The sequence below is a fragment of the Bounagaea algeriensis genome, assembly GCF_054491375.1.
Window position 1 is genome coordinate 612,850 of record NZ_CM137102.1, and the last position, 20,235, is coordinate 633,084.

Consider the following 20,235-nt stretch of genomic DNA (forward strand, 5'->3'; position numbering starts at 1 on the left):
GACGCGGCATCAGAGGATCCCCTCGGCTTGTGCGTCGAACCAGGATTCGACGTCGTCGGGTTTGTAGCGAACGTGTTTGCCGATGCGGCGGCCTGGTGGGCCGAAGCCACGGCTGCGCCACTGGTACACGGTTTGCACGGGTACGCCGAGGTAGTCGGCGACCTCAATGGGGCTCCAAAGGTTGCGAAACATACCCGATCACTCCTTTCTTTCGTTGGCGTACTTGAGCTTTCGCAGTTCGCGGGTGCGGTTTCCGATGGCTTCGGCGAGTTCGCGTTCCTCGTCGGAGCGGTGGCCGATGTGGGTCATTTCCCAGTGGTTGACCACGAGCACGGACTCTTCGTCCACGTCGAGTTCGGCGAGGTTTTCCTCGAACCGGAAGCGCTGCCGGTCACCGCGCAGCCGTTTGAAGGTGGTGGAGTAGCGCTTCGATTTGGTGAGGAAGTGGCCGCGGAAGGCGAGCATGTGCGCCCAGTGGCGCAGCTTGAGTTCGGCCAACTCGTCGTTTTCGGCGAGGTCCCAGGCGGTGCGCATGATCCGCCGGTGGTGCTGCGAGGTGGGGATGAGCTCGATGTGCGACCGGGAGCGCAGCCGGCGGTCGGCGGCTTCGGACTTGCCGGTGCCCTTGGTGGCGTACTTGGCCACGTAGGAGGCGATGCGGTCATCCGAGATCGCCCCGTCCGGCTCTTCGAATTGGGCCGCGTCGGCAGGTTGGACGGGGCGGATGTCGAGTTGCTCGCCCCAGGTGAACTCCCGCGACTGGCCGTCCACGTCGGGGGCCGGCAGATGGCTGTCCCGGTGGGCACCACGAATGGCCTCAGTCACCAGGGACGTGGTTGCCCAGGCCGGGGTCTCGTCGTCGGGACCGTCGGGTCCGTCGACGCGGAGGACGGCGTGGAAGTGGATGAGCCCGCGGCGTTGGAACTCGGCCACTTTCGCGTAGGACAGCCGGGCGTGTTCGCCGAACTCGCGCACACGGAGCCCGGCGGCCTGGGCGAGGTGCCGCTGTAGGGCGATGGTGAAGCGGTGCCAGAGTTTCGAGGCGTGGGCTTGCCAGAGCACGTGGCCGGTGTAGTCGTAGGACTCGGGATCGATGGGTTGTCCGAGCCGCGAGTCCGCTTCGTGATGTCGGGTGCCGCACCGGCACGGACGGGGCTTGCCGGTCTTGGTGGCCGGTCGGTTGTGCACGGGCCCGAAGCTCGGGGCGGTCAGGGTGACGAACAGCCGCGGCTTGCTCGCGACGTCCTCGGGAACACCCTTGGAGCCGCCGGCCAGGCCCGCGCGCAGCAGGTGGAAGGCGTCGGCGGCGTAGCGGTCGGAGCAGGCGGGGCAGACGGATTCGCGGCGGTTGCCGCAGGGGGCCATGATTTGGCCCTGGGTAGCTTTGAGTTCGGCGCCGGTGGCCGTGTCGGTGATCGCCCACCGGCCGGAGAGGTGCACCGGGTTGAGGCACCCGCCGGTGGAGTGCACTTTGGCGCGCCACGTGTCGTAGTCGGGAGCCTGCAGCCGTCGGGTCAGCGGATCGGTCGAAGAGAGTGCGGGTAGCACCACGAGAAGCGGTCACCTCCCAGGTACGGGCGGGAGGCACCGCCAGGTGCTCGGCGAGCGCTCCCGCCGAGCTGTTGCGGAGTCGATTACGGGGCGGCCACCGGGTGGCCGTTGTGGCCGGTGAGTTCGGTGACGATGCGGTCGGCCATCGCGTCGGGCAGTTTCACGGCCTGTTGCACGTCAGCCGTGGTGATCTCCCGGCCCTGGGCAGCAGCGCCGTCGTAGGCGTCACGGAGCTTGGCCACCACCGACTCGGGCAGTTTCAGCGAGCGCACGGCGGCCAGGTCCGTGATGTCTGGCCGGGTGTCGCTGCCGGGTGCGGCCGTATCGGATGGGTAGGTTTCCGCGGCGGCCCCGGGGGTCGTTGGTTGATCGGCCGTGGGGATGTGTCGGGGAGCAGACTCCGGTGCCGACGGGGGTGCGGTCTCCGGGGCCATCGATGTGGCCGGCTCGCCGTGCTCCGCGGCCGGGTCCGAGAGTTCGGAGACCGGATCCGGTTCCGGTTCACCGGGCCGGAAGTCTGCTGGTTGGCCGGCCGCCTGGTCGTTGACCTGTTGGATGATCTGCCGCGTGCGGGCTTGGATGAGGGGGATGACTTCGGCGACGCCGTAGACGATGAGCGGCACGATGGCGTGCACCGCCAGCGAGCCCAGGTTGAATACGCCGTCGCCGAGCAGTGGCGCGAGTTGGGGGATGACGTTCATGGCCAGGGTGGAGGCCAGCAGCGTGTGTTTCAGCCGCGACCACCAGGCATGGCCCGGCTGCACGCCGTGGGAAAGGATCGCGGCTTCGAAGTTCAACAAGGTGACCAGTAGTCCGGCGAACATGGGCTCGACGCACCAGGCCGCCCACCACAGCGGATCGGCCGGGCTGGTGCCGGCGGCGAGGAAGCGTTGCACCCCGGTGGTGGTGAATACCAGCCCGAGGCAGAGGAAGATCCACAGTCCGGCCAGCGTGCGGCGGGCGTGGCGCTGCATCACCACCGCCACATGGTCCGGATCCGAGAGCAGCGGCCGCAGCCGGCGGGATTCGGCGATGGCGTATTCGAGGTCGGCCACCCGCCGGGTGTGCCCCTCGGTGCTCTTGGCGCGGCGCAATGCCATGGCAGGGCGTCCTTTCGGCTCACTGCGGCGGGGTGAACAGGTGCATCACCCCGCGGATCAGCCCGATCACCGCCAGGGCCGCCAGCACCGCGGGGCCGGGACCGAAGACCCACCACAACCCGGCGATGCCGGCCAGGGTGAGCAGGGTGAACAGCAGCGTGAGGGCAATGCCGCGGCCGGTGACGTGGACGAGCAGCAGCGGGATCATCGGACAATCTCCACGGAGTGCGAGCGGGCGGCAATAGTTGAGCGGCCGGTGGTCGGGCGGGTGGGTTTGGCCCGATACATGCGGGCATCGGCGCGGGAGAGCACGTGCGTCAGCGCCGCATGCGGGCTGATGGGGATGGTGGCCGCGCCCCACGAGGTGACCACCTCGACCGGTTGGCCGTCGATGACCCGTGTGCCGGACAACGCGCGGCTGATGGCGACCGCGCGGGACTCGGCGTGTTCGGCGCCGTCGCCGGTGATCAGCACGGCGAACTCGTCGCCGTGCAGCCGCACCGCCAGCTCACCCGGCCCGCAGAGCCCGTCGAGGTCTCCGGCGAGGCTCTGCAACACCTGGTCGCCGAAGCGGTGCCCGTGGGTGTCGTTCAGCGTCTTGAACTGGTCGACGTCGCCGAGCAGCAGCGCGACCGGCTCGCGGTGACGAGCCAGTAGACAGAGACGGCCGAAGCGGCGGTAGAGCTCGGCGCGGTTGCCCAGCCCGGTCAGCGCGTCGGTGTGCAGTCTCCGGAACAGGGTGCGGGCGTAGTAGGCAGCACCGGTGCCGGCCAGTGAGGTGGCCAGTAAGGCCAGTTCGGTCAACACGGTTAGTCCGCTCCTCTCAGGCATGAAAACGACCCGCCGATCCGGCGGGCCGAGAGGGGAAAAGGGGCAGGTCAGGCGACGTCCTCGTCGTCGTCCCCGTCGTAGACCTCGATCTGTTCGAGATCCGCGAGGTCCAGGAGGACGTCGCCGTCCTCGGCGTCCTCGATAACGTCGGCGCCCTTGTCCTCCTCGCCGTCGGTGTCGGTGGCCCAGGTGGTGGGCAGGGTGGTGACGGTGGCCTCGGGGGTGGTGCAGTAGTCCACGAGTGCGGCAATGTCCGCGTCCGAGGTGTAGGCGGCTCGCACGCGCAGCGGTTCGCGGCCTTCGTGTTTGACGTAGCCCACCCCGGGCAAGAACTCCGAGATCTGATCAGCGAACGCCCCGCGTTCCCGGGCGCCTTCACCAAGGGTCATGTCCACGTGCCCGGCCTCTTCCACGCGCAGCACGATCTTGGTGGGGATCAACCCGCGCACGGGCACGTTGTCCTTGCTCGGTTCTTGCACCGCGCCCATCACCCGGCCGCCGACGGCGCGGTACTGGCTGATGGCCTTGCCGATGAGCTTTTCGAACTCGTTGCTCACGGTGTTGTCGGCGAACTCGGTCATGCCCGCGAACTCGTCGCAGACCAGGATCTCCCACGGCTGCTCCGGCGTGGGGCTGTGGTCGCGGTTGCCCTGCCGCCCGAGTTCGGTCTTGCGCTGATCGAGCACCGCGGTGTACTCGCGGGTGAGCTCCAGACCCTCGTCGGCGGATTCGGCGAAGCGGTGAAACATCGCCCGACCGGCGCCGAACTCCATGCCGCCCTTGGGATCGATCACCCACAACCGCACCGACCCCTCCTTGATCATCGGTGCCAGGGCGCGGAACAGGCCCCACATCCACGAGCCCTTGCCCGAGCCGGTGGCCCCGGCGAAGAGGATGTGCACCTGCGTCCACAGGTTGATGGCGTAGTCCCGGCCGTACTGGTCCTTGCCCACCACCAGGCGGGAGAGGTTGACCGCGTCCGATGTCTCCGGCAGCGCCGCGAGCGGGAGGAACAGGTCATCGAAGGGTTCGAACCGCTGGAAATCCAGGCTCACCAATCCGGGCTTGAGGGTGCGCAAGGACGCGGTGCGGGCCCGGTAGGTATTCGCCAACCGGTTCAACACCTGCTCGTAGTCCTTCTGCTCCTGGGCCGGGGTCATGCGCACCGTCACCGAATCCCAGCACCAACTCGAGCGCACCCGCCGGATCCGCGGGGCGCGGGTGGTGCCATGTTTGTCGACGGTGGTCAGCCCGGTGTTGCTGGTCACCACCTGCCACTTGCGGTAGTAGACGAACCATCGGCGCCACCAGGCCCGCACGAACCGGCCGGCGCACCGGTCGAACGTCGGCCGGTCCAGAGCCCGCCAGCTCAACCCGACGCCGAGGGCTGCCAGCACCGCGGTTCCGGCCGTGAGCAGTGTCGGCACGAGGCCGAAGTAGCCACAGCAACCGCCGAGACCGCCCGTCACACTGGAGATCCGCGGGTGCCGGGCGATCCATCGCGCCACCTGCCGCGCCGGTGTCTGCGTGTTCTCGTTACTGCTCACCACAACCCCCTCCGGGACATGAAAGCGCCCGACCCCAGATTTGGAGCCGGGCGCAGGAGACACGTTTCCTGTCTGCGGTTACTGGCGCCGTTCGATCATTTCCATCTTCGCGATCACATCGCCGACCGCCTTCTTGGTGTTCGTCAACTCGTGGGCGACCCCTTTCGGCACGCCGAAGCGGGTGGTGATCTTGTTGACGCTCCACATCGCGCCATCGATCTTCTGCGCCGTCTTGTGCACGTCCTGACCGTTGTTGCGCATTACTTGTAGCCCTTCGCGACCTGCTGCCCGCCCTGCTTGGCCAACGCATCCCGCAACCGCGTCACCGATGCTTCGGCCTTGCCTTTCAACTCCTGCAACTCGCGGAACTTGCGCTCATCCACGATCGACCCTTCCAACGCCTCGATCCGATCCAAGCTCCGTTTCAGCTCATCGAGCATGAGCCCGAGCACGTGGATCCGTGAGACCTGTTCGGTGCGCATCGTCAGCTGCTTGTTCACCACGTCCTTGACGTTCGACACGGCCACCGTGCATCACACCCTTTCCTGCTCGTTCATCAACACCGACACCTGCGCCGAGCCCAAACACCCCCGGCCGTGAAAGTCCAGACACATCATCAAAAGTCACCTCCGCGGTAGAGGAAGCCGAACAACGTCAAATGCAGCTCGGTGACGTCGACCGGGGAGTACGCGGCAAACGGCGGGTAGCCATGCCGCTCCATCGCGCTCGCCACATCTTTGATCATCCCCGTCGAGAACCGCGGGTCGTCCTCACCGGGATCAAGAGGAAACACTCGTCCGTACATCACACACCCCGCTTTGCGATGCGCTTGTGATTGCAGAACTGGTCCGCAGAGTGGACATAGCGCCACCGGTCGCAGTGACACGCCGGGCAATACGCCAACGACACGACTCATCATCCTTTCCCGAGTCTCGACAATGGAGGCCAACAAGACCCCCGAGACGAAACGCCGAATCGGGGGCCAAGAAAGTCTCCAGCGCAGCCCATATGCGCTGGTTTCAGACACAGCTCGGCCCACTGTGGAATTATCAAAGAACAGTGCCCAAGAGGGCGACGTTGTGAGTGTTACTCAGAGGAAGCGGAGCTCGTATCGCTCAGTGGTTGATCGGCTTGATGCCGGTGGCCTTCCACGACAGGCCCGAGGTGGTGCCGTTGCCGAAGTCGTTCTGCCAGTGCGACACCCGCGGATCGACCAACTCCACCCGAGAGCCTTCGGTGACCTCTTCCTCCGGCTCGGTCGCCACCGTCACCTTGATCTCGTCGCCCTTGCCGCGAGGCTTGCCGTCCTGGCCGACGGGCTTCACGAACAAGCTGACGAGGTACTGCGTCGCACCCTGGTAGTCGGTGACCACGACCTCGTTGCCGTTCTCGTCCTCACGCGTCTTCACCGTCGGCTCCTCCGAGACCTGGAGCTTGTAGCCCTCCAGCAGGACCGGGATGTTCCGCAGCATGGTTACCTCCTCGATGTGTGATGTCGCAAGACATCGCTTATGTCTTAGAACATACGGCGCGACATCGGGGCTGTCAACCCGCCATGTCGCAAGACGTTTTGGGTAGGGTGGTGCGCGTGACCACGAGCACTGATCCGGAGGACAAGCGCCCGGCGAGCCACCGCGTAGCGGATGCCTTGCTGTCCCGCATCCAGGCCGGCGAGTTCCGGCCCGGTGATCCGCTGCCGACCTATCGGAGCCTGGCCGGCGAGTACGAGGTGGCGGTCAACACGGCTCTCAGTGCTGTTCGTCTGTTGCGGGACCGCGGGGCGGTCTCGATCAAGGCGAACGCCGGCGCCCAGGTCCGGGACAGCTCGGAGGACGTCAACCTCTCCGCGGAGCTGATGCAGACCAAGGAGGAGCTCGCCGGTCTCCGCGAGGACGCCCAGCGACTCGAAGCCTCGTTGTCCGAACTCGAAGCGCGCATGGCGGCCCTCGCCGAACGTGCCGACGACGGTTCCGAGTAAGGAGTTACTCGAGGCCGTTGACGAACGTCGCCAGCGCCTCCGCGGCACTGCTGAACCCGGCACCGCCGGTCTTCACCAACGTGGCGGCCTCGGCCGGGCTGGTCATGACCAACGCCACGAAGCCCACCAGGGCGGCAGCGAAGAGCAGCTTCGGCAGCACCCAACTGTTCGCCGTGGTCCCGCGAGCGATGTTCTTGGCCATCAGTCTTTCCTTCCGTGCGGCGGATTTCAGCTGAGCCGTTGTCGGTCACATCTCAAGACTGCGCCCTGAACCGCGCGTTGGGTACTGCCCTGCAACCACCTCTCCGCTGCACTTTCACTGAACCCGACCTGCTGAACTTTCCCTGAACTTCGGTGCAGCGCAGCTTCAGTCAGCCCACGTGAAGTGGGAGGGTGGCGGGCATGGAACTGAACGGCACTCCGGCCACGCTCGACCAGATCAAGGCCCTCGCGTTGACGAACTACGGGCACTTCACCTCGATGCTGGTCGAGGACGGCAAGGTGCGCGGCCTGTCCCTGCACATGCAGCGCTTGACCCGCGACTGCCGCCACCTGTTCGGCACCGAACTCGACACCGAGCGCGTCCGCGACTACGTGCGCAACGTGCTGACCGAGGGGCAGCGCACCGTGGCGCGGGTGACCGTCTTCGACCCGGACTTGGGGATGGGAACGATCGGGGCCGAGGCCGAGCCGCAGGTCCTGGTGACAACCCGCGAAGCGGGCCAGACAGAGCCGAAACCCTGGCGGTTGCAAGCGACCTCGTACCGCCGCGAGGAACCGGCTGTGAAGCACGTCGGGCTCTACGGCGCCATGCGCCACCGCCGCACCGCCCAGCGCGAAGGCTACGACGACGTGCTGTTCCTCAACCCGGACGGGACGATCTCCGAGCTCGCCACGTCCAACATCGGCTTCGTCCGTGACGGGCAGGTCATCTGGCCGCGTTCGGAGATGCTGCCCGGTGTGACCATGCGCCTGATCAACCAGGCTCTCGACGAGCCGGTCACCACCGAGCCGATCACCCTCGGCGACCTGGTGACCATGGACGCGGCGTTCGCGACGAACGCGGCCACCGGCGTCCGGCCGATCAGGTCGATTGAAGGCGCCGAGTGGGACACGGATCACAAGGTGATTCACGAGCTCCGCGAACTGCACGCGGATATCCCGCCCGAACCGGTGTGACACGGACGATCAAGCCGTTACTCTCCCCTGTGGAACAACAACGCAGGGGAGATGCGGCAGTTGGCGACAGTTCAGCAGTGGACCGGGGTCGAAGTCCGCGCACTACGGGACGCCATGCGGATGAGCATTCGGGAGTTCGCCGCTCATCTCGGCGTCAGCGAGCGCATGATCTCGAAGTGGGAAGCCGCCGAGGCGGAGATCACCCCGCGGCCGGTGAACCAAGCGACGCTCGACACCTGTCTGCAGCGCAGCGACTCCGACACGCAAGCCCGCTTCAAGTACCTCACTGACGGGCGCCTGGTCGCTGGCTCCTCCGAGGAGACCGAGCTCATCGGCAGCACCCAGGTGCGTCACCCCGCCGATGGCAGCCTGATGGTCAAGGTCGACGCGAGCGTGTTCCTGTCCGGGCCGAGCAACGAACCGGTGTGGGTGCCGGCGTACTACATCGACGTGCACCCGGTGAGCAACGCCGAGTACGCACGATTCGTCGCAGCGACCGGACACACCCCGCCGCAGCACTGGCCCGACGGCGCATCCCCGACCGAGCTGGCCGAGCACCCCGTGGTGTTCGTGACCTGGAAGGACGCCGCCGCCTACGCCCAGTGGGCCGGCAAGGCCCTGCCCACGACGCAGCAGTGGGAGAAAGCCGCCCGCGGCACCCGCGGCACGGTCTACCCGTGGGGCGATCAACCCACACCGGCCAAGTGCAACGTGCGCGAAAGCGGCATCGGAGCCACGACACCCGTCGACCGCTACCAGAGCGGCGCGAGCTCCTACGGCGCCTACGACCTCTGCGGCAACGTGTGGGAGTGGCTCTCCACCACCTCCCGGCCGGGCCGGCGAGAGCTGCGCGGTGGGGCGTGGACGAGTCCGTTCGAACGCGCCACACCGTCCTCGTTCAACGACGCCGCCGAGACCATGTGCGACGACGACACCGGCTTCCGCTGCACCATCACCGCCGAGGAGATGGAGCGCCTACTTAGCCGGTAGGTGCGACGGTCGACGGTCCGGGTGCTAACGCGAGCGGACGTACCGCACCACGCCAGCCACCAGGAGCAAGGCAGCGACCGCGAGCAATACCCAGACCCAAACGCCGTCGGAAGGCAGAAGCTCGGCAGCGACCAGGCTCACGACGCACGCAGAGCCAACGAGCGCATGCCCCTGCACGTAACCCCGGTCCATCACCGGTGCAGACTACGTAACGTAGACGCCATCTCCGCAGCTCAGAAGACGTGAGATGCACGACGTAGCGCAGCCTCAGTGTGCGTGTGTTCAGAATTTCTCTACTGCATCAAGGGCGGCCCCTGCCGGGGCCGCCTGCCTGCTTGCCGGTGCGTCCGGTGAGGGCCGCCCGCCCGCTTGTCTGTGCGCTGCGGCCAGGCCGGGGCCCGCCGGGCTGCGGCTGGCGCCGGTCCCGGCGCGCCCCGGCGGCCGAGCGCGAGCGGTGGGCGGGCGGCGTCACCGGCCGCGAGCGGAAGGCAGGCGACCGTCTCCGGCAGGGGCCGCCGTGCGGGTCGACTGGACACACTCGCTTGCGGCTGGCACCTGGGTCGCTGCGGAGCCTCGTAGGTGGCCCGGCGGGCGGCCGGATCCCTGCGTGGCTCGGGTGGCCGCCTGGGCGCGCCGTCCAAGACAAGTGTGGTTGCGCTGCGCAGCTGGGTCACCAGCGCCACAACCTACGGGCGGCCATGCTGACCCGGGCGTGCTGGCTCGCCCGCTTGTGGTTGCGCGACAAAGGGGAACGAGCTCAACTCTGCTTCGTGACGGTGTAGATGGCCGTGCCCACGGCAAAAGCGAGACAGATGCCGCCCAGGATGAGCCTCACAAGCGGGCTCACGACCCCCGCGGACGGGCCTCCCAAGATGGGGCTACCCGTCATGATCAACGCGCTACCTGTGAGGAGCATGCCCAGCGCAGTTAGCAGATCGGTCCGACGTCGAGCGTTCATCGCAGGCGCCCCTTCAGCTCCGACCGCGATTGGCTGTCGCGAGAAGGCAGAAACCACGTGATCACAAGCGAGACCACCGCATACACCACCACACCCAGCACGGCCTTCCACAGCAGAGCAAGTTCAGGAAACAGGATCGTCACCAACGCAGCCATCACGCTGCCGAGGACGACCTGACGCATCGTGCCCTCCCTATGTCGTGACATCCCGGCAGGTCAAAGCGAGTAGATCGTGATCGGAGCAGGCGTGCACTCACCTTCGTGCGACCTTCAGCGTCATGCCTGCTCTGAGCTGGACTGACCAACACGCGCTCGAACCCGCCGGTGCACGAAGATCAGCCCAGGAATGAGCAGTGCGAGCACCGCGAGCGCGACCACCACACGCACCACGGGGTCGACACCGAAACCCGCCAAGACGCCATTCAACGGCCCGAGCACCACCAGTGCACCGCCGACAAAGACGACGGCCGCGATCACACCGCTTCGGAACTGATCAGCCTTCGACTCCTCGACCACCCCGACACACTAGGAAGACACCCATCATGATCGGAATAGGAGCGCAGCCACAGGCATCAACGTTGCCGAAGCCCCAGCCGCAACACGTCAATGCTCGTGCACAGCGCGCATATGACCGAGTCGCCGTGTGAAGCGGTCTCGAACGGCGGCAAGCATCACGTGGACTACTCAACACTCATCCGGCATCATCACAGGTCAGCGTGGCACGTGCGCTGTCGCATCCGTGGCGCGCATTATTCGTTCCGACGGACAGTGTCCTGCCGCGAACCCTCATCGCCGAGGCTTCGGCGGCAGGGCCGTCGACCGTCGGGAGGAGCAGCTCGGTGGACGAGGACTTCTACAACGTGGAGACGCTGCCACCGCGGCCCGAGCCGGACAGCGGTGAACCGCGCCCGCCGCGGGCTCGACGGCTCACGACGCAGCCCACGCGCCGGAGCGGATCGCTCGAGGATCTTCCCATGCGACTGCAATCGCCTCCGGAGGGCGAAGGTGCTGTCTTGGAGTGGCATCAGCACGACTACCGGTGCGATGTCGGACTTGCCGTGGTGCTGATTCCGCTCTACGCGGTGGTGCTCGGGGGATTGATCGCGGTCAATCCGGGCTGGCCCTGGTGGTTGATGCTCCTCCTCGCTCCCTTCCTCGGCTGGGAGCTGTACGCCACACGTGGCCTGCACTGTTCAGCCGGAGCTGAGTGGTTGCAAACCCCGAAAGGGTGGGTGCGCCTGTACGAGCTGCGTGCAGTGAAGTACACGTTCCGCGGAGTGAACGACGCGCTGCGCCTTGAGGACGCCGGCGGCCGCACCGTAGAACTGCCCACCGCCGACGTCCTCGGCAACCAACGCCTCTGGGACCTGGTCTACAACGGCATTCGCCACTCCACCGTCCTCGGAGGAGCCACCACCAACGCGATGGCACGCAAAGCACTGGAGATCCCACCAGCAACGAGCTACCGGTAGGAAACGGCCAGATCAGCAGACGCCGAGGTAGGCCGCACAACACCAGCACCTCTGGCCCCAGCTGCCACTGGGGCACATCTGGGGCGCATGAGGCCGAGCAACAGCGGCAACCAGCGTCAAACGATGTCAACGAAAGATCCGACATGACCTGCGAATAATCCACCTTGGCGGAGGTCAGGGCCATGTCCGAAACGCCCTCCGGAGGCGGGTGTCACCCTCAGTCCAGGGGCCCAGTCGACCCTCTCACCAAGCAGCTCGGACGCCCGTTCCCTGCTCATCCTTGATCCTCTGGAGGGCCAGACGACTCATTACGGCGCGCAAACACGTGCGTCAGCAAGGCAACCACGGCAGTAAGCAGCCCCAAACCCGTCATCATCCACGCCCCAACCGGGTTGGACTCCAGCGGCGACGGAAGCAGCATCCCCAGTCCACCGGCAATGACACCACCGATAGCGGTACCAATGCCGAACGCAACGGCATAGCCTCGATTGGCCTTCCTGAGCTGCCCCAACGCTGGCCTCATCACCGATGCTCCCACTCCTCAGGGCTCGACTGATCGCGACGAGCTGGCATGAACCATGTGATCACGACCAAAACCGCCGCATATGCTGCTACACCCGACACGATCTTCCATCCCAGCGCGAGGTCGGGAACCAGCATCGTCACGGACGCTGCGACCGCTCCTCCGACGAGGACCTCGTACGGAGTTCCCCAGCCGTGCGTCTCCCTACGCGGCGACATCCCCGCACACTAGAGACGAGCCGACCGAGATCGGAATAGGAGCGTAGCTACTGGGTGCGACTAGCGAGCATCGTCGTCGAGCTTTCGTCGAGGTCTCGTCCGCCCCTCCCAGATGACTCTCAATAAGATCGCGACAATTGCCAGAAGCTGGGCAAGATGCACCAGCAAGCTCCAAGAGCTACCGGATTTTAGCGGGATCAGCAGTTCAGTAACGAGCGTGACACCGAGTACAGACCCCCACACGGCGGCGAACACCCGCGGATTCGTGATCATAGTTGGTAGTCGGGCCATCGCGGCACGCTATGCCTGCTATAACCGAGATCGGAATGGGAGAGCAGTCAACGAGTGCCCACTCTGAGGGCACATCTCACGCAACACGTGTAGCCCCAGGCGTTTGAGCTCTGGGGCAGCGCTGGATCACCTATGGATCACATGAGGCTGAGCAAGGCTGTTGATCGTCGTCAAACGACGTCAAGGACCATAGCGCCCTGACCAGGTAAGATGTGTCGGATCAGCAGGTCAGAGCCGTGTCTGTACCGCCTTTGCAAGGCGGGGCTCATGTCGTGCTCAGTACCAGCGCATCCGTGGCCCACTCCACAGCGCACGCTCCCAGATCGGAGACAACAGCATCCGCCGAAGACAGCTCCGCACTACTGTGCGTGGTAGTCACCGCGAGCGTGTACGCTCCTGCAGTCCGACCAGCTTGAACACCAGCAGGAGCGTCTTCAACGACCACACAGCGAGTGATGTCAAAACCGAGTGCGGCAGCCGCGTGCAGGTAACCTTCCGGGGCGGGCTTACCGGCATTGACGTCCTCAGCCGAAACAAGCACATCGGGAACAGGAAGGCCGGCGGCGGCGAGGCGAGCCCGCATCAAGGGCCGTGAACCCGACGTCACCGCGGACCAGTGCTCACCAGGCAACTCCCGCAACAGGGCGCGTGCGCCGGGCAAAGCGAGGACGTCATCCATGTCAGCGAGCTCCAGCTGCTCCAACTCGGCTGCAGCTGCTTCCCGTTGTTCAGCCGGCAAGAACAGCGCGAGGGTGTCCTCGGTCCGCCGGCCATGGCATACCTTGAGGATCTCCTCCGCGTCGATACCGTGCTTGGCGGCCCAAGTCTTCCAGGTGCGAACCACCGCGCCAGTGGAGTCCACCAAAGTCCCATCGATGTCGAACAAGACGGCGTCAATCCGGAAGCGCATGGGCAACACGGTATGCTCCGTGTGCCGCACCTCGAAGAGGAAACGCCGTCGGAAGCGGGTAACGCGGCGCTGCGCCGAGCCTAAGCCGACGGAACTCAGCCCCACTTAACCCCCACAAAACGACGGCAAACAACCACTGAGCATCCCCAACAGCCGGTATTCGCATTTGCGAACATCGCACGACACCGCGACTACTGCGACACGGCGACAACTGACGGCAGACGTCGCCCCCTAATCCGCGGGTTCGGAGTTTGACCGAGTCGCTGTGGCCTACGGACAGCCGTCCCACGGCGGGCCAGGCACGCACGTTCGCTTCACGGCGCGTTACCACCTTATTGCCATGAAACCACTGCAAGTGGCTGCAACTACTGGCAAAGGACCGGTACGACGCGGACGGCGTCCTCACAGCACACGACAGCTACCGACAAACACCGGCACTCACCCGCAAGCCTCTGCTCCTAAAGTGGGTGTCGCAGGTTCGAATCCTGCCGGGGGCGCACGGTATGACCAGCTCGAGCGGCTCTGTGAACTGCACGAACAGTCGGCAGGGCCGTTCGCTGGCTACCTCGCTTCGCCCATCCGTACCCAGCTGTCTACGGGTATCTGTGGACAATGTGTGGACACGGCTACGTGAGTTGTCCACCGAGCGCGGCCTGCAGGGGCGCACACGGCTCTATCTCAGCTGACCGCGGCGGAGTGCTCGAGTCGTGCGCGGGTGCGATCGACTGCGGCGAGCAGGTCCGGTGCCGCGTTGGTGATGAACCGGGTGACCAGGTGCTCGGGGCCGTAGCGTTGCTGGATCTCGGCGATGCGCTCGCGGGCGTCGACCTCCTCGCCGTCCGGGGTGGTGTTCAGGTCGCAGTACCAGAGCGCATCCCGGACGAGGCCGCCTTCATCGGTGAACTCCGACAGCTGCGACGACAGGTTCCGCAGGTCGGCTTCGAGAGCGGCGTAGGAGTGGTGGGCGACCAAGTGCACCAACCGGTCCGGTGCCCCGATGTCGCGCAGGAACACGGCACCGTCGAGCGGGTGGAACCCCGTCGTGGCCAGCTCCGGGGCGTAGCCGACGTCGTGCAGGATCGCCGCGGCCTCCAACAGATCCGCCTCCGAGTCCGAGACCGGGCGCAAGCTGCGGGCACGCTGTGCGACTCCCGCGACCCTATTCAGCCAAGCCGACACGAGGATCGCCAAAACGTGCGGCCCGCAGCGGCCAACGTGTTCTGTAATCTGCTCGTCTGCTCTGTCCGAGTGATCACGCGGGAATGAGTAGAAACCCGCACCCGAACCCGTAGCTTGTTCGATACGGTGCGTCTCCGGCAGTGATCAACAACCTGTGGGGAGACTCCGTGAGCGTGCGCGTCGATCCGGCGACACTCGCAGGCCTGGCAAGCGGGATCGAACGGTCCACGAGCGAGCTCGGGCAGGCGCAACCACCCTCGTCGCCGGACCTCGGGCCGTCGAGCGCGGCGTCCGCCGCTACCGTGGCCGATCTTCTGCGCGTGACCGCCGGCTACGTCGAAACCCTGCACCAGGGCGCTGCCGACCTGGATGCGAACAAGGCCGACTACGCCTCGACCGACGACGACAACGCGGGACTCTTCAACGCACTGGGGCAGTGACAACTGATGACGCTGAACACCTTCGTGGCCGGTAATCCCGGCGAGGCGCGCTCGTTCGCGCAAGAGCTGCGCAAGTTCGGGGAGCACACCGAAACCGCTGCGACCGGAGCGCACCAGTCGCACACACGCGCGGCGGGTGAATGGGAGGGAGCTGCCTCGGAAGCCTTCCAGGGCTGGGCGAAGCAGCAAGGCACCGACGGTGACGCACTCGCGGAAGTCGCCCCTGCCGCGGCTCGCGCTCACGACACGTTGGCTGATGAACTCGACACTGTGAAGGCACGGATGGAGCAGGCCAAGCAGGTGGCCCGCGATGGCGAGCTGACAGTCCGCGCTTACACGATCATGCCACCGACGCCGTTCACAGCTGTGAAGCCGGACAAGCCAAAAGGACGAATGTCGGCCGCAGAGTCAGAGCGGTATTCGAACGATCTCGCAGTATTCGAGGCTGCTCAAGCTCGCCAGGCCAAACAACAAGCGGCTTACGAGGAAGCCAAAACCACGATCGAAGGAGCACGACAAAAAGAACGCACAGCCCACGAGACGTTCGTGAACTCCCTCGACAGGGCCAAGGGACAGCTTAAGGGCATCTCGCAGGCCGAGAAGTGGGCGCAGGCAGGTGTGCATCCGTCCAGTGCGGCCGCCGGTGGACTGGCTCAGGCGGCAACCGCGATGGAGTCCAGCGCGGAGCAGGCCACTAAGCACATGTTTGAACGCGCCGCAGGGAACAGTCCCGCTGCTGTTAATGCGGTGTGGTCGTCGATGTCGTCAGCGCAGCGCGCCGACCTCACTGACCGGTTCCCTAAGATGGTGGGGTCTGCCGATGGAGTACCAGCGATGGCGCGTCACCAGGCAAACCGCAGGCTGCTCGGGGAGCAACGGCAGAACTTGCGCAAGCAGATCCGGTTCTACGAGCAGTGGCTGGACAACACCCAGTTCGGCGAAGACGATGCGCGTAAACGCACACGCTACAGCTGGCGGCTCGACCAACTCCGCAACGCGGAAGAGGGTCTCGACAAGGTCGAGAACCTGACGCGTGATGGCAACAACCGGTATCTGCTCTCGCTTGACTCAGCAGAGAACTATCGAGGCCAAGTCATCATCGCGAGTGGCAATCCCGACACCGCCGATCATGTCTCCACGACGGTCCCCGGGACGTACTCGTCACTCGGTAACGCCGTCGACTACGTCCACAACGGGGAAAAGGTGATCGACCAGGCTCAACAGCGCGCACCAGGGGAGAGTTTCTCGTCTGTGACGTATATCGACTATGAGAGCCCTGAGTCCCTGGTCACGGCGGGGTCGGAGCACTACGCAGAGCAGGGCAGCAAGGACCTCGCCCAGTTCCAGGAGGGCCTGCGCGCCACCCACGACGGATCACCCAGCCACAATTCGATCATTTCGCACTCGTACGGCACGACCGAAGTCGGCTACGCGGCCCGGGACCATGGTGTCCACGCGGATGACATCGTATTTATGGGCTCCCCTGGTGTCGGCGTGGACCACGCCAGCGAGCTCGGCGTGCAGCCGCACCAGGTGTGGTCCGGTACCGGCGGTGTGGACCCGATTAAGGCCGCGGGCTCGGGGAACCCGCTCGACCTTTTCGAACCAGGTGCCGACCGTTGGTACGGCAGAGACCCGTCGGCGGATGAGTTCGGAGCACGGGAACTTCCTACGAAGACTCTGGGCGGCCACCTGGGGTATTGGGACTCGGAGAAGACGGTTGACGGCCTGGCGCGTGTGGTCGCAGGGAAGTAGGCAGCAAGATGGAGAACTCTGGCACAACGATGTCTCGTGACATGAACAAGCGCGGAACAGCCGGCGCTGTCATCGGCTGGGGACTGTATGCGGTCGGCGTAGTGATCTGGCTTTACGTTGTCCCCCTCGCCGTGGCGAGCAAGATTGGCAGCTCTACGGTCTCCATCGAGAACGAGATGATCGTTTTCGCTGGTGTCGGGTTTGCTCTGATTTCGGGCGTAGGGCTTGCGATACTCACTGCGAAGCTGCACGACAGAAGCAAGGCAACCAAGATTGCGCGCTATGTTTTCCTTGCCCTAGCAGTAATCGCCGTTGTTGGGTGGTTCATCCCCGCCATGTCATAGGGCAATGCAGGGCACGGCCAGTTGCGAACGAACACCCAACCGTGGATTGTGAGGCAGCCCTCGATCGCTATCCAGGAGCACGGAAAATCCCAGTGCACAGCCTCAGTGTGCGTGTGTTCAGACTTTCTCTATTGCATCAAGGGCGGCCCCTGCCGGGGCCGCCTGCCTACTTACCCGTGCGTCCGGTGAGAGCCGCCCACCAGCTTGCCCGTGCGCTGCGGCCAGGCCGTGGGTCCGCCGAGCGTGCGGCTGGCGCCGGTCCTGGCGGACCCACGGCGGCCGAGCGCGAGCGGTGGGCGGCCGGCGTCACCGAACGCGGGCGGAATGCAGACGGCGTGTCCACGGCAGGGACCGCCGTTGGGTGCAGCTGTGCACGCTCGCTTGCGGCTGGCTGCCGGGTCGCCGTCGAGCCTCGTAGGTGGCCCGGCGGGCGGCCGCATCCCTGCGCGGCTCGGGTGGCCGCCTGGGCGCGCCTTCACGCGAAAAGCGTGGTTGCGCTGCGCAGCCGGGCCACCACGGTCACAACCGATGGGCGGCCATGCTGTTCCGGGCGTACTGGCTCGCCTGCTTGTGGATGCGTGGCATGCGGCAAACCTCGTACAGATCAGCTGCCGGGAGGAGGGAATCGAACGAATTTCTGTCACGATCAATGCGTCGTGGACTATCTTTGGGGGCAGGCGTCCCCTCAAGGGAAGGCGGTCGAGCCTCAGAGGGGCAGACTAATTCTCTTCGTCCTTTTTGTGCTTCTCCCTCTTGTCTCCATCGTCGTCTTCTTCTTTTTTGTCGTTCTCTTCCTTCTTGTTCTTTTCCTTCTTGTTCTCTTCCTCGTTGTTCGAGCCTTCGCCTTCGCTCTTTGAAGCTTCCTCTTCGGCGGGTTCCGGTGGCGGTGGTGGAGGTGGTGTCGAGGTGTCCGCGTGCAGAACCGTGTCGGAATTGATCAGCGGGACGCCGTTCCGCGTCGTCATGCCGAGCGTGTGGCGTTCACGGACGGTCGCTCCATCCGGGTGGGTTAGCTCGATGCTCACGCGGACCGTCTTCTCGCTGTCAGCACGGGGCTCGCTGCCAGCACGGGGCGGTGCGGTAACGGTGAGATCGGAGACTTGGCGCCAGGTGTTGTGGTATTGCTGCTGGCCCTGGGCGCGCATCCGCGGTCCCAGGCGGCTCCACGCGTTTCCGGGGTGGCCCGGCAGCAGGGCGTAGTAGTCGGAAACCACGCGTTCCAGTTCCCCCGGTGTGACCGCGGGTTTCGCTCGTGCCGGCGGTGCATCCTCGCCCGTGGTCAGGAGTGGGATGGTGCTCAGACCGACGAGCAGCACGGCTGTGAGGATGGTTGTCAGCAGCAACGGTCGGCGGCGCCGACTGGCCGTGCCCGTGTCCTGCCCGGACCACGGTGCAAGACCAGCGGCCACCCGGGTGCCTCCGCGAGTTCCGGCCGAGGCGACCACCGCCGACATAGGTTGAGTCGGCGCGTCCCCGATGGGCTGAGTGGCGGCGGCCGAGCGGTCCGACGTGACGGTGCGCAGCTTGGTGCCCAGCTGTTGCGGCCCCAGCCGGGCGGTGGGGTCAGCCGCCATGGCCTGGGCGAGGACCGGAGCGAGCGGGCCCGCGCACTGCGGGGGCGGGATATCTCCGGCGGCGGCCTCGTGCAGGACGGCCAACGCGTTGTCCGTCCCTTGCCCGAACGGCGGATGCCCCTCGACGGCGGCGTAGAGCGTGGCGCCGAGGGAGAACACGTCGGAGGCTGGTGCGGGGGGATTGCCACGGGCGATCTCGGGTGCGAGGAACGCGGGCGTTCCGTTGAGCAACCCGGTTTGCGTCACGGTGATGTCGCCGGCGGCGTGCGCGATGCCGAAGTCGGTGATCTTGACAGTTTCGTCCTCGGTGATGAGCACGTTGCCCGGTTTCACGTCCCGGTGGACGATGCCGGCTTCGTGCGCGGCCACGAGCGCCTCCGCGGCCTGGCCGCCGATCGCGGCCGCCTCCGCGGGGGCGAGTGTGCCCCGCTCGATCAGCACGTCGGCGAGGCTGCGCGCGGGCACGTATTCCATGACCAGCACGGGCAGGCCCTCGTGCTCGGTCACGTCGTGGACCGCGACGACGTTGGGGTGGTGCAGCCGTCCCGCGATGCGGCCTTCACGCATGGCCCGCTGTTGCGCTTCGTCGGATTGGGCAGCATCGGCTCTGTGCTGCGGTGCGAGTTGTTTGACTGCAACCGGGCGCTGCAACCGCTCGTCGGTGGCCAGCCACACCACGCCCATCGCACCGCTGCCGAGTCGCCGCTGCAGCCGGTAGCGGTCGGCGAGCAGGCCCCCTGCGTCACTCACGAATCGCATGTTCCTTCATCGCCCGGGCCGGGCAGCAACCGCCCCCGCATGAGCTGGCGCCTGCCGGCGAGAGGGGTGGGACCGCCACTCGCGGCAAGCGCCAGCAGCGCACGTCGCAGCTTCTCGGTTCCTGGTCCGCACAGCGAGACCAGCACTATTGGCCCGTCCCGGCCATTGCCGAGAGCCACTTACCGGGTCTGTCAGCGGCGCAGCAGCTTGATGACGTAGGTGCCGATGACGAGGTAGATCAGCGCGGCCAGCCCGTAGTTGAGCACCACTCCGAGCACGGCGTCGTCGGGAGTGAACACGTCGCCGAGACCAAGCACCAGGACCTGCGCCGATCCGTAGACGAACGAGACGAATTCGTTGCCCTGGTTGGCCTCGAAAACGGTGAAAAGGATATGCAGCACGAAAGTCGCCACGACGAGGCCGGTCACGATGCGCACGATGTTCGCGACCGCGTCGGATCCACCTCCGTGGTGAGGCTTCTCGCCGTAGTGGTCGCCGGGCGGTGGCGGGTAATGGCCCGGGTTTTGCGGCGGATGAGGATGTGGTCCGTGCCGGGGGTAGTAATTCATGGTTCGTGATTGTGCAGAACTGCGTCTACGCACTACAACCCCTGGTCGCAACACTGACAGCGAGCACG

General features: G+C 65.9%; 24 protein-coding genes. 7 read left to right on the forward strand and 17 right to left on the reverse strand.

The features are described 5' to 3' along the window. Positions 1 to 9: 9 nt before the first annotated feature. From ACVGV2_RS02740 to ACVGV2_RS02785, 10 genes are all read right to left on the reverse strand, one after another. Positions 10 to 192: a helix-turn-helix domain-containing protein gene (locus ACVGV2_RS02740; protein ID WP_459164472.1), complete on the reverse strand. Its 183-nt coding sequence runs from the start codon at positions 190 to 192 to the stop codon at positions 10 to 12. 6 nt (positions 193 to 198) lie between these two features. Beyond that, positions 199 to 1,551 carry a replication initiator gene (locus ACVGV2_RS02745; RefSeq protein ID WP_459164473.1) on the reverse strand — a complete coding sequence of 451 codons (1,353 nt, stop codon included), beginning with the start codon at positions 1,549 to 1,551 and terminating at the stop codon, positions 199 to 201. An 83-nt stretch (positions 1,552 to 1,634) separates the two neighbouring features. Beyond that, the gene (locus ACVGV2_RS02750; RefSeq protein ID WP_459164474.1) at positions 1,635 to 2,651 is read right to left on the reverse strand and encodes a hypothetical protein; all 1,017 of its coding nucleotides are present in this window, start codon (positions 2,649 to 2,651) and stop codon (positions 1,635 to 1,637) included. Between the two features lie 19 nt (positions 2,652 to 2,670). Continuing rightward, complete coding sequence (locus tag ACVGV2_RS02755) at positions 2,671 to 2,859, reverse strand: hypothetical protein (RefSeq protein WP_459164475.1); 189 nt, start codon at positions 2,857 to 2,859, stop codon at positions 2,671 to 2,673. Continuing rightward, on the reverse strand, positions 2,856 to 3,458 hold the full coding sequence (locus tag ACVGV2_RS02760) for a GGDEF domain-containing protein (protein ID WP_459164476.1): 603 nt from the start codon (positions 3,456 to 3,458) through the stop codon (positions 2,856 to 2,858). The genes ACVGV2_RS02755 and ACVGV2_RS02760 overlap by 4 nt, the downstream gene beginning before the upstream one ends. A gap of 71 nt (positions 3,459 to 3,529) precedes the next feature. Next, entirely contained in the window at positions 3,530 to 5,029 is a 1,500-nt protein-coding gene (locus ACVGV2_RS02765; protein WP_459164477.1) for an FtsK/SpoIIIE domain-containing protein, read from the reverse strand. Positions 5,030 to 5,107: 78 nt separating this feature from the next. After that, positions 5,108 to 5,290, reverse strand: coding sequence for a hypothetical protein (locus ACVGV2_RS02770; RefSeq protein WP_459164478.1), 183 nt, complete (start codon positions 5,288 to 5,290; stop codon positions 5,108 to 5,110). Next, on the reverse strand, positions 5,290 to 5,556 hold the full coding sequence (locus ACVGV2_RS02775; protein ID WP_459164479.1) for a hypothetical protein: 267 nt from the start codon (positions 5,554 to 5,556) through the stop codon (positions 5,290 to 5,292). Before ACVGV2_RS02775 ends, ACVGV2_RS02770 begins: the two co-directional genes overlap by 1 nt. Before the next feature lie 89 nt (positions 5,557 to 5,645). Further along, positions 5,646 to 5,834, reverse strand: a complete 189-nt coding sequence (locus tag ACVGV2_RS02780; RefSeq protein ID WP_459164480.1) for a hypothetical protein — start codon at positions 5,832 to 5,834, stop codon at positions 5,646 to 5,648. Positions 5,835 to 6,144: 310 nt separating this feature from the next. After that, positions 6,145 to 6,501 carry a hypothetical protein gene (locus ACVGV2_RS02785; RefSeq protein ID WP_459164481.1) on the reverse strand — a complete coding sequence of 119 codons (357 nt, stop codon included), beginning with the start codon at positions 6,499 to 6,501 and terminating at the stop codon, positions 6,145 to 6,147. Between the two features lie 116 nt (positions 6,502 to 6,617). Between ACVGV2_RS02785 and ACVGV2_RS02790 the strand changes: the two genes are divergently transcribed. Further along, complete coding sequence (locus tag ACVGV2_RS02790) at positions 6,618 to 7,007, forward strand: GntR family transcriptional regulator (RefSeq protein ID WP_459164482.1); 390 nt, start codon at positions 6,618 to 6,620, stop codon at positions 7,005 to 7,007. A 4-nt stretch (positions 7,008 to 7,011) separates the two neighbouring features. Here ACVGV2_RS02790 and ACVGV2_RS02795 read toward each other — a convergent pair whose 3' ends face one another. Beyond that, positions 7,012 to 7,209, reverse strand: coding sequence for a hypothetical protein (locus ACVGV2_RS02795; RefSeq protein ID WP_459164483.1), 198 nt, complete (start codon positions 7,207 to 7,209; stop codon positions 7,012 to 7,014). Positions 7,210 to 7,409: 200 nt separating this feature from the next. Here ACVGV2_RS02795 and ACVGV2_RS02800 point away from each other — a divergent pair, with 200 nt between their 5' ends. Next, a complete protein-coding gene (locus ACVGV2_RS02800) occupies positions 7,410 to 8,186 on the forward strand; it encodes an aminotransferase class IV family protein (RefSeq protein ID WP_459164484.1) in 777 nt (258 codons plus the stop codon). Between the two features lie 60 nt (positions 8,187 to 8,246). Continuing rightward, on the forward strand, positions 8,247 to 9,176 hold the full coding sequence (locus tag ACVGV2_RS02805) for an SUMF1/EgtB/PvdO family nonheme iron enzyme (RefSeq protein ID WP_459164485.1): 930 nt from the start codon (positions 8,247 to 8,249) through the stop codon (positions 9,174 to 9,176). 954 nt (positions 9,177 to 10,130) lie between these two features. Here ACVGV2_RS02805 and ACVGV2_RS02810 read toward each other — a convergent pair. Both ACVGV2_RS02810 and ACVGV2_RS02815 read right to left on the reverse strand, forming a co-directional pair. Continuing rightward, positions 10,131 to 10,316, reverse strand: coding sequence for a hypothetical protein (locus ACVGV2_RS02810; RefSeq protein ID WP_459164486.1), 186 nt, complete (start codon positions 10,314 to 10,316; stop codon positions 10,131 to 10,133). Between the two features lie 93 nt (positions 10,317 to 10,409). Next, complete coding sequence (locus ACVGV2_RS02815; RefSeq protein WP_459164487.1) at positions 10,410 to 10,649, reverse strand: hypothetical protein; 240 nt, start codon at positions 10,647 to 10,649, stop codon at positions 10,410 to 10,412. A 323-nt stretch (positions 10,650 to 10,972) separates the two neighbouring features. Here ACVGV2_RS02815 and ACVGV2_RS02820 point away from each other — a divergent pair, with 323 nt between their 5' ends. Further along, the gene (locus ACVGV2_RS02820) at positions 10,973 to 11,605 is read left to right on the forward strand and encodes a hypothetical protein (RefSeq protein WP_459164488.1); all 633 of its coding nucleotides are present in this window, start codon (positions 10,973 to 10,975) and stop codon (positions 11,603 to 11,605) included. Between the two features lie 1,297 nt (positions 11,606 to 12,902). Here ACVGV2_RS02820 and ACVGV2_RS02825 read toward each other — a convergent pair. Both ACVGV2_RS02825 and ACVGV2_RS02830 read right to left on the reverse strand, forming a co-directional pair. Beyond that, positions 12,903 to 13,547: an HAD-IA family hydrolase gene (locus ACVGV2_RS02825; RefSeq protein ID WP_459164489.1), complete on the reverse strand. Its 645-nt coding sequence runs from the start codon at positions 13,545 to 13,547 to the stop codon at positions 12,903 to 12,905. 678 nt (positions 13,548 to 14,225) lie between these two features. Further along, positions 14,226 to 14,726 (reverse strand): HD domain-containing protein, encoded by a 501-nt coding sequence (locus tag ACVGV2_RS02830; protein WP_459164490.1) that lies wholly within the window; start codon positions 14,724 to 14,726, stop codon positions 14,226 to 14,228. Positions 14,727 to 14,893: 167 nt separating this feature from the next. Between ACVGV2_RS02830 and ACVGV2_RS02835 the strand changes: the two genes are divergently transcribed. The 3 genes from ACVGV2_RS02835 to ACVGV2_RS02845 are packed head-to-tail and all read left to right on the forward strand — an operon-like array spanning position 14,894 to position 17,265. After that, entirely contained in the window at positions 14,894 to 15,166 is a 273-nt protein-coding gene (locus ACVGV2_RS02835; protein WP_459164491.1) for a hypothetical protein, read from the forward strand. 6 nt (positions 15,167 to 15,172) lie between these two features. Next, positions 15,173 to 16,921: an alpha/beta hydrolase gene (locus ACVGV2_RS02840; protein WP_459164492.1), complete on the forward strand. Its 1,749-nt coding sequence runs from the start codon at positions 15,173 to 15,175 to the stop codon at positions 16,919 to 16,921. A 41-nt stretch (positions 16,922 to 16,962) separates the two neighbouring features. Then, positions 16,963 to 17,265 (forward strand): hypothetical protein, encoded by a 303-nt coding sequence (locus ACVGV2_RS02845; protein WP_459164493.1) that lies wholly within the window; start codon positions 16,963 to 16,965, stop codon positions 17,263 to 17,265. A gap of 719 nt (positions 17,266 to 17,984) precedes the next feature. Here the strand turns inward: ACVGV2_RS02845 and ACVGV2_RS02850 are convergent. Continuing rightward, entirely contained in the window at positions 17,985 to 19,589 is a 1,605-nt protein-coding gene (locus ACVGV2_RS02850) for a serine/threonine-protein kinase (protein ID WP_459164494.1), read from the reverse strand. A gap of 200 nt (positions 19,590 to 19,789) precedes the next feature. Continuing rightward, complete coding sequence (locus tag ACVGV2_RS02855; RefSeq protein WP_459164495.1) at positions 19,790 to 20,026, reverse strand: hypothetical protein; 237 nt, start codon at positions 20,024 to 20,026, stop codon at positions 19,790 to 19,792. Positions 20,027 to 20,235 lie beyond the last annotated feature (209 nt).

What these genes read in the sequence shown, in the direction of transcription:
- ACVGV2_RS02740 (WP_459164472.1), bottom strand. Translation starts at nt 192, where the DNA reads ATGTTTCGCAACCTTTGGAGCCCCATTGAGGTCGCCGACTACCTCGGC.
- ACVGV2_RS02750 (WP_459164474.1), bottom strand. Translation starts at nt 2,651, where the DNA reads ATGGCATTGCGCCGCGCCAAGAGCACCGAGGGGCACACCCGGCGGGTG.
- ACVGV2_RS02755 (WP_459164475.1), bottom strand. Translation starts at nt 2,859, where the DNA reads ATGATCCCGCTGCTGCTCGTCCACGTCACCGGCCGCGGCATTGCCCTC.
- ACVGV2_RS02770 (WP_459164478.1), bottom strand. Translation starts at nt 5,290, where the DNA reads ATGCGCAACAACGGTCAGGACGTGCACAAGACGGCGCAGAAGATCGAT.
- ACVGV2_RS02780 (WP_459164480.1), bottom strand. Translation starts at nt 5,834, where the DNA reads ATGTACGGACGAGTGTTTCCTCTTGATCCCGGTGAGGACGACCCGCGG.
- ACVGV2_RS02785 (WP_459164481.1), bottom strand. Translation starts at nt 6,501, where the DNA reads ATGCTGCGGAACATCCCGGTCCTGCTGGAGGGCTACAAGCTCCAGGTC.
- ACVGV2_RS02795 (WP_459164483.1), bottom strand. Translation starts at nt 7,209, where the DNA reads ATGGCCAAGAACATCGCTCGCGGGACCACGGCGAACAGTTGGGTGCTG.
- ACVGV2_RS02800 (WP_459164484.1), top strand. Translation starts at nt 7,410, where the DNA reads ATGGAACTGAACGGCACTCCGGCCACGCTCGACCAGATCAAGGCCCTC.
- ACVGV2_RS02810 (WP_459164486.1), bottom strand. Translation starts at nt 10,316, where the DNA reads ATGCGTCAGGTCGTCCTCGGCAGCGTGATGGCTGCGTTGGTGACGATC.
- ACVGV2_RS02825 (WP_459164489.1), bottom strand. Translation starts at nt 13,547, where the DNA reads ATGCGCTTCCGGATTGACGCCGTCTTGTTCGACATCGATGGGACTTTG.
- ACVGV2_RS02840 (WP_459164492.1), top strand. Translation starts at nt 15,173, where the DNA reads ATGACGCTGAACACCTTCGTGGCCGGTAATCCCGGCGAGGCGCGCTCG.
- ACVGV2_RS02845 (WP_459164493.1), top strand. Translation starts at nt 16,963, where the DNA reads ATGAACAAGCGCGGAACAGCCGGCGCTGTCATCGGCTGGGGACTGTAT.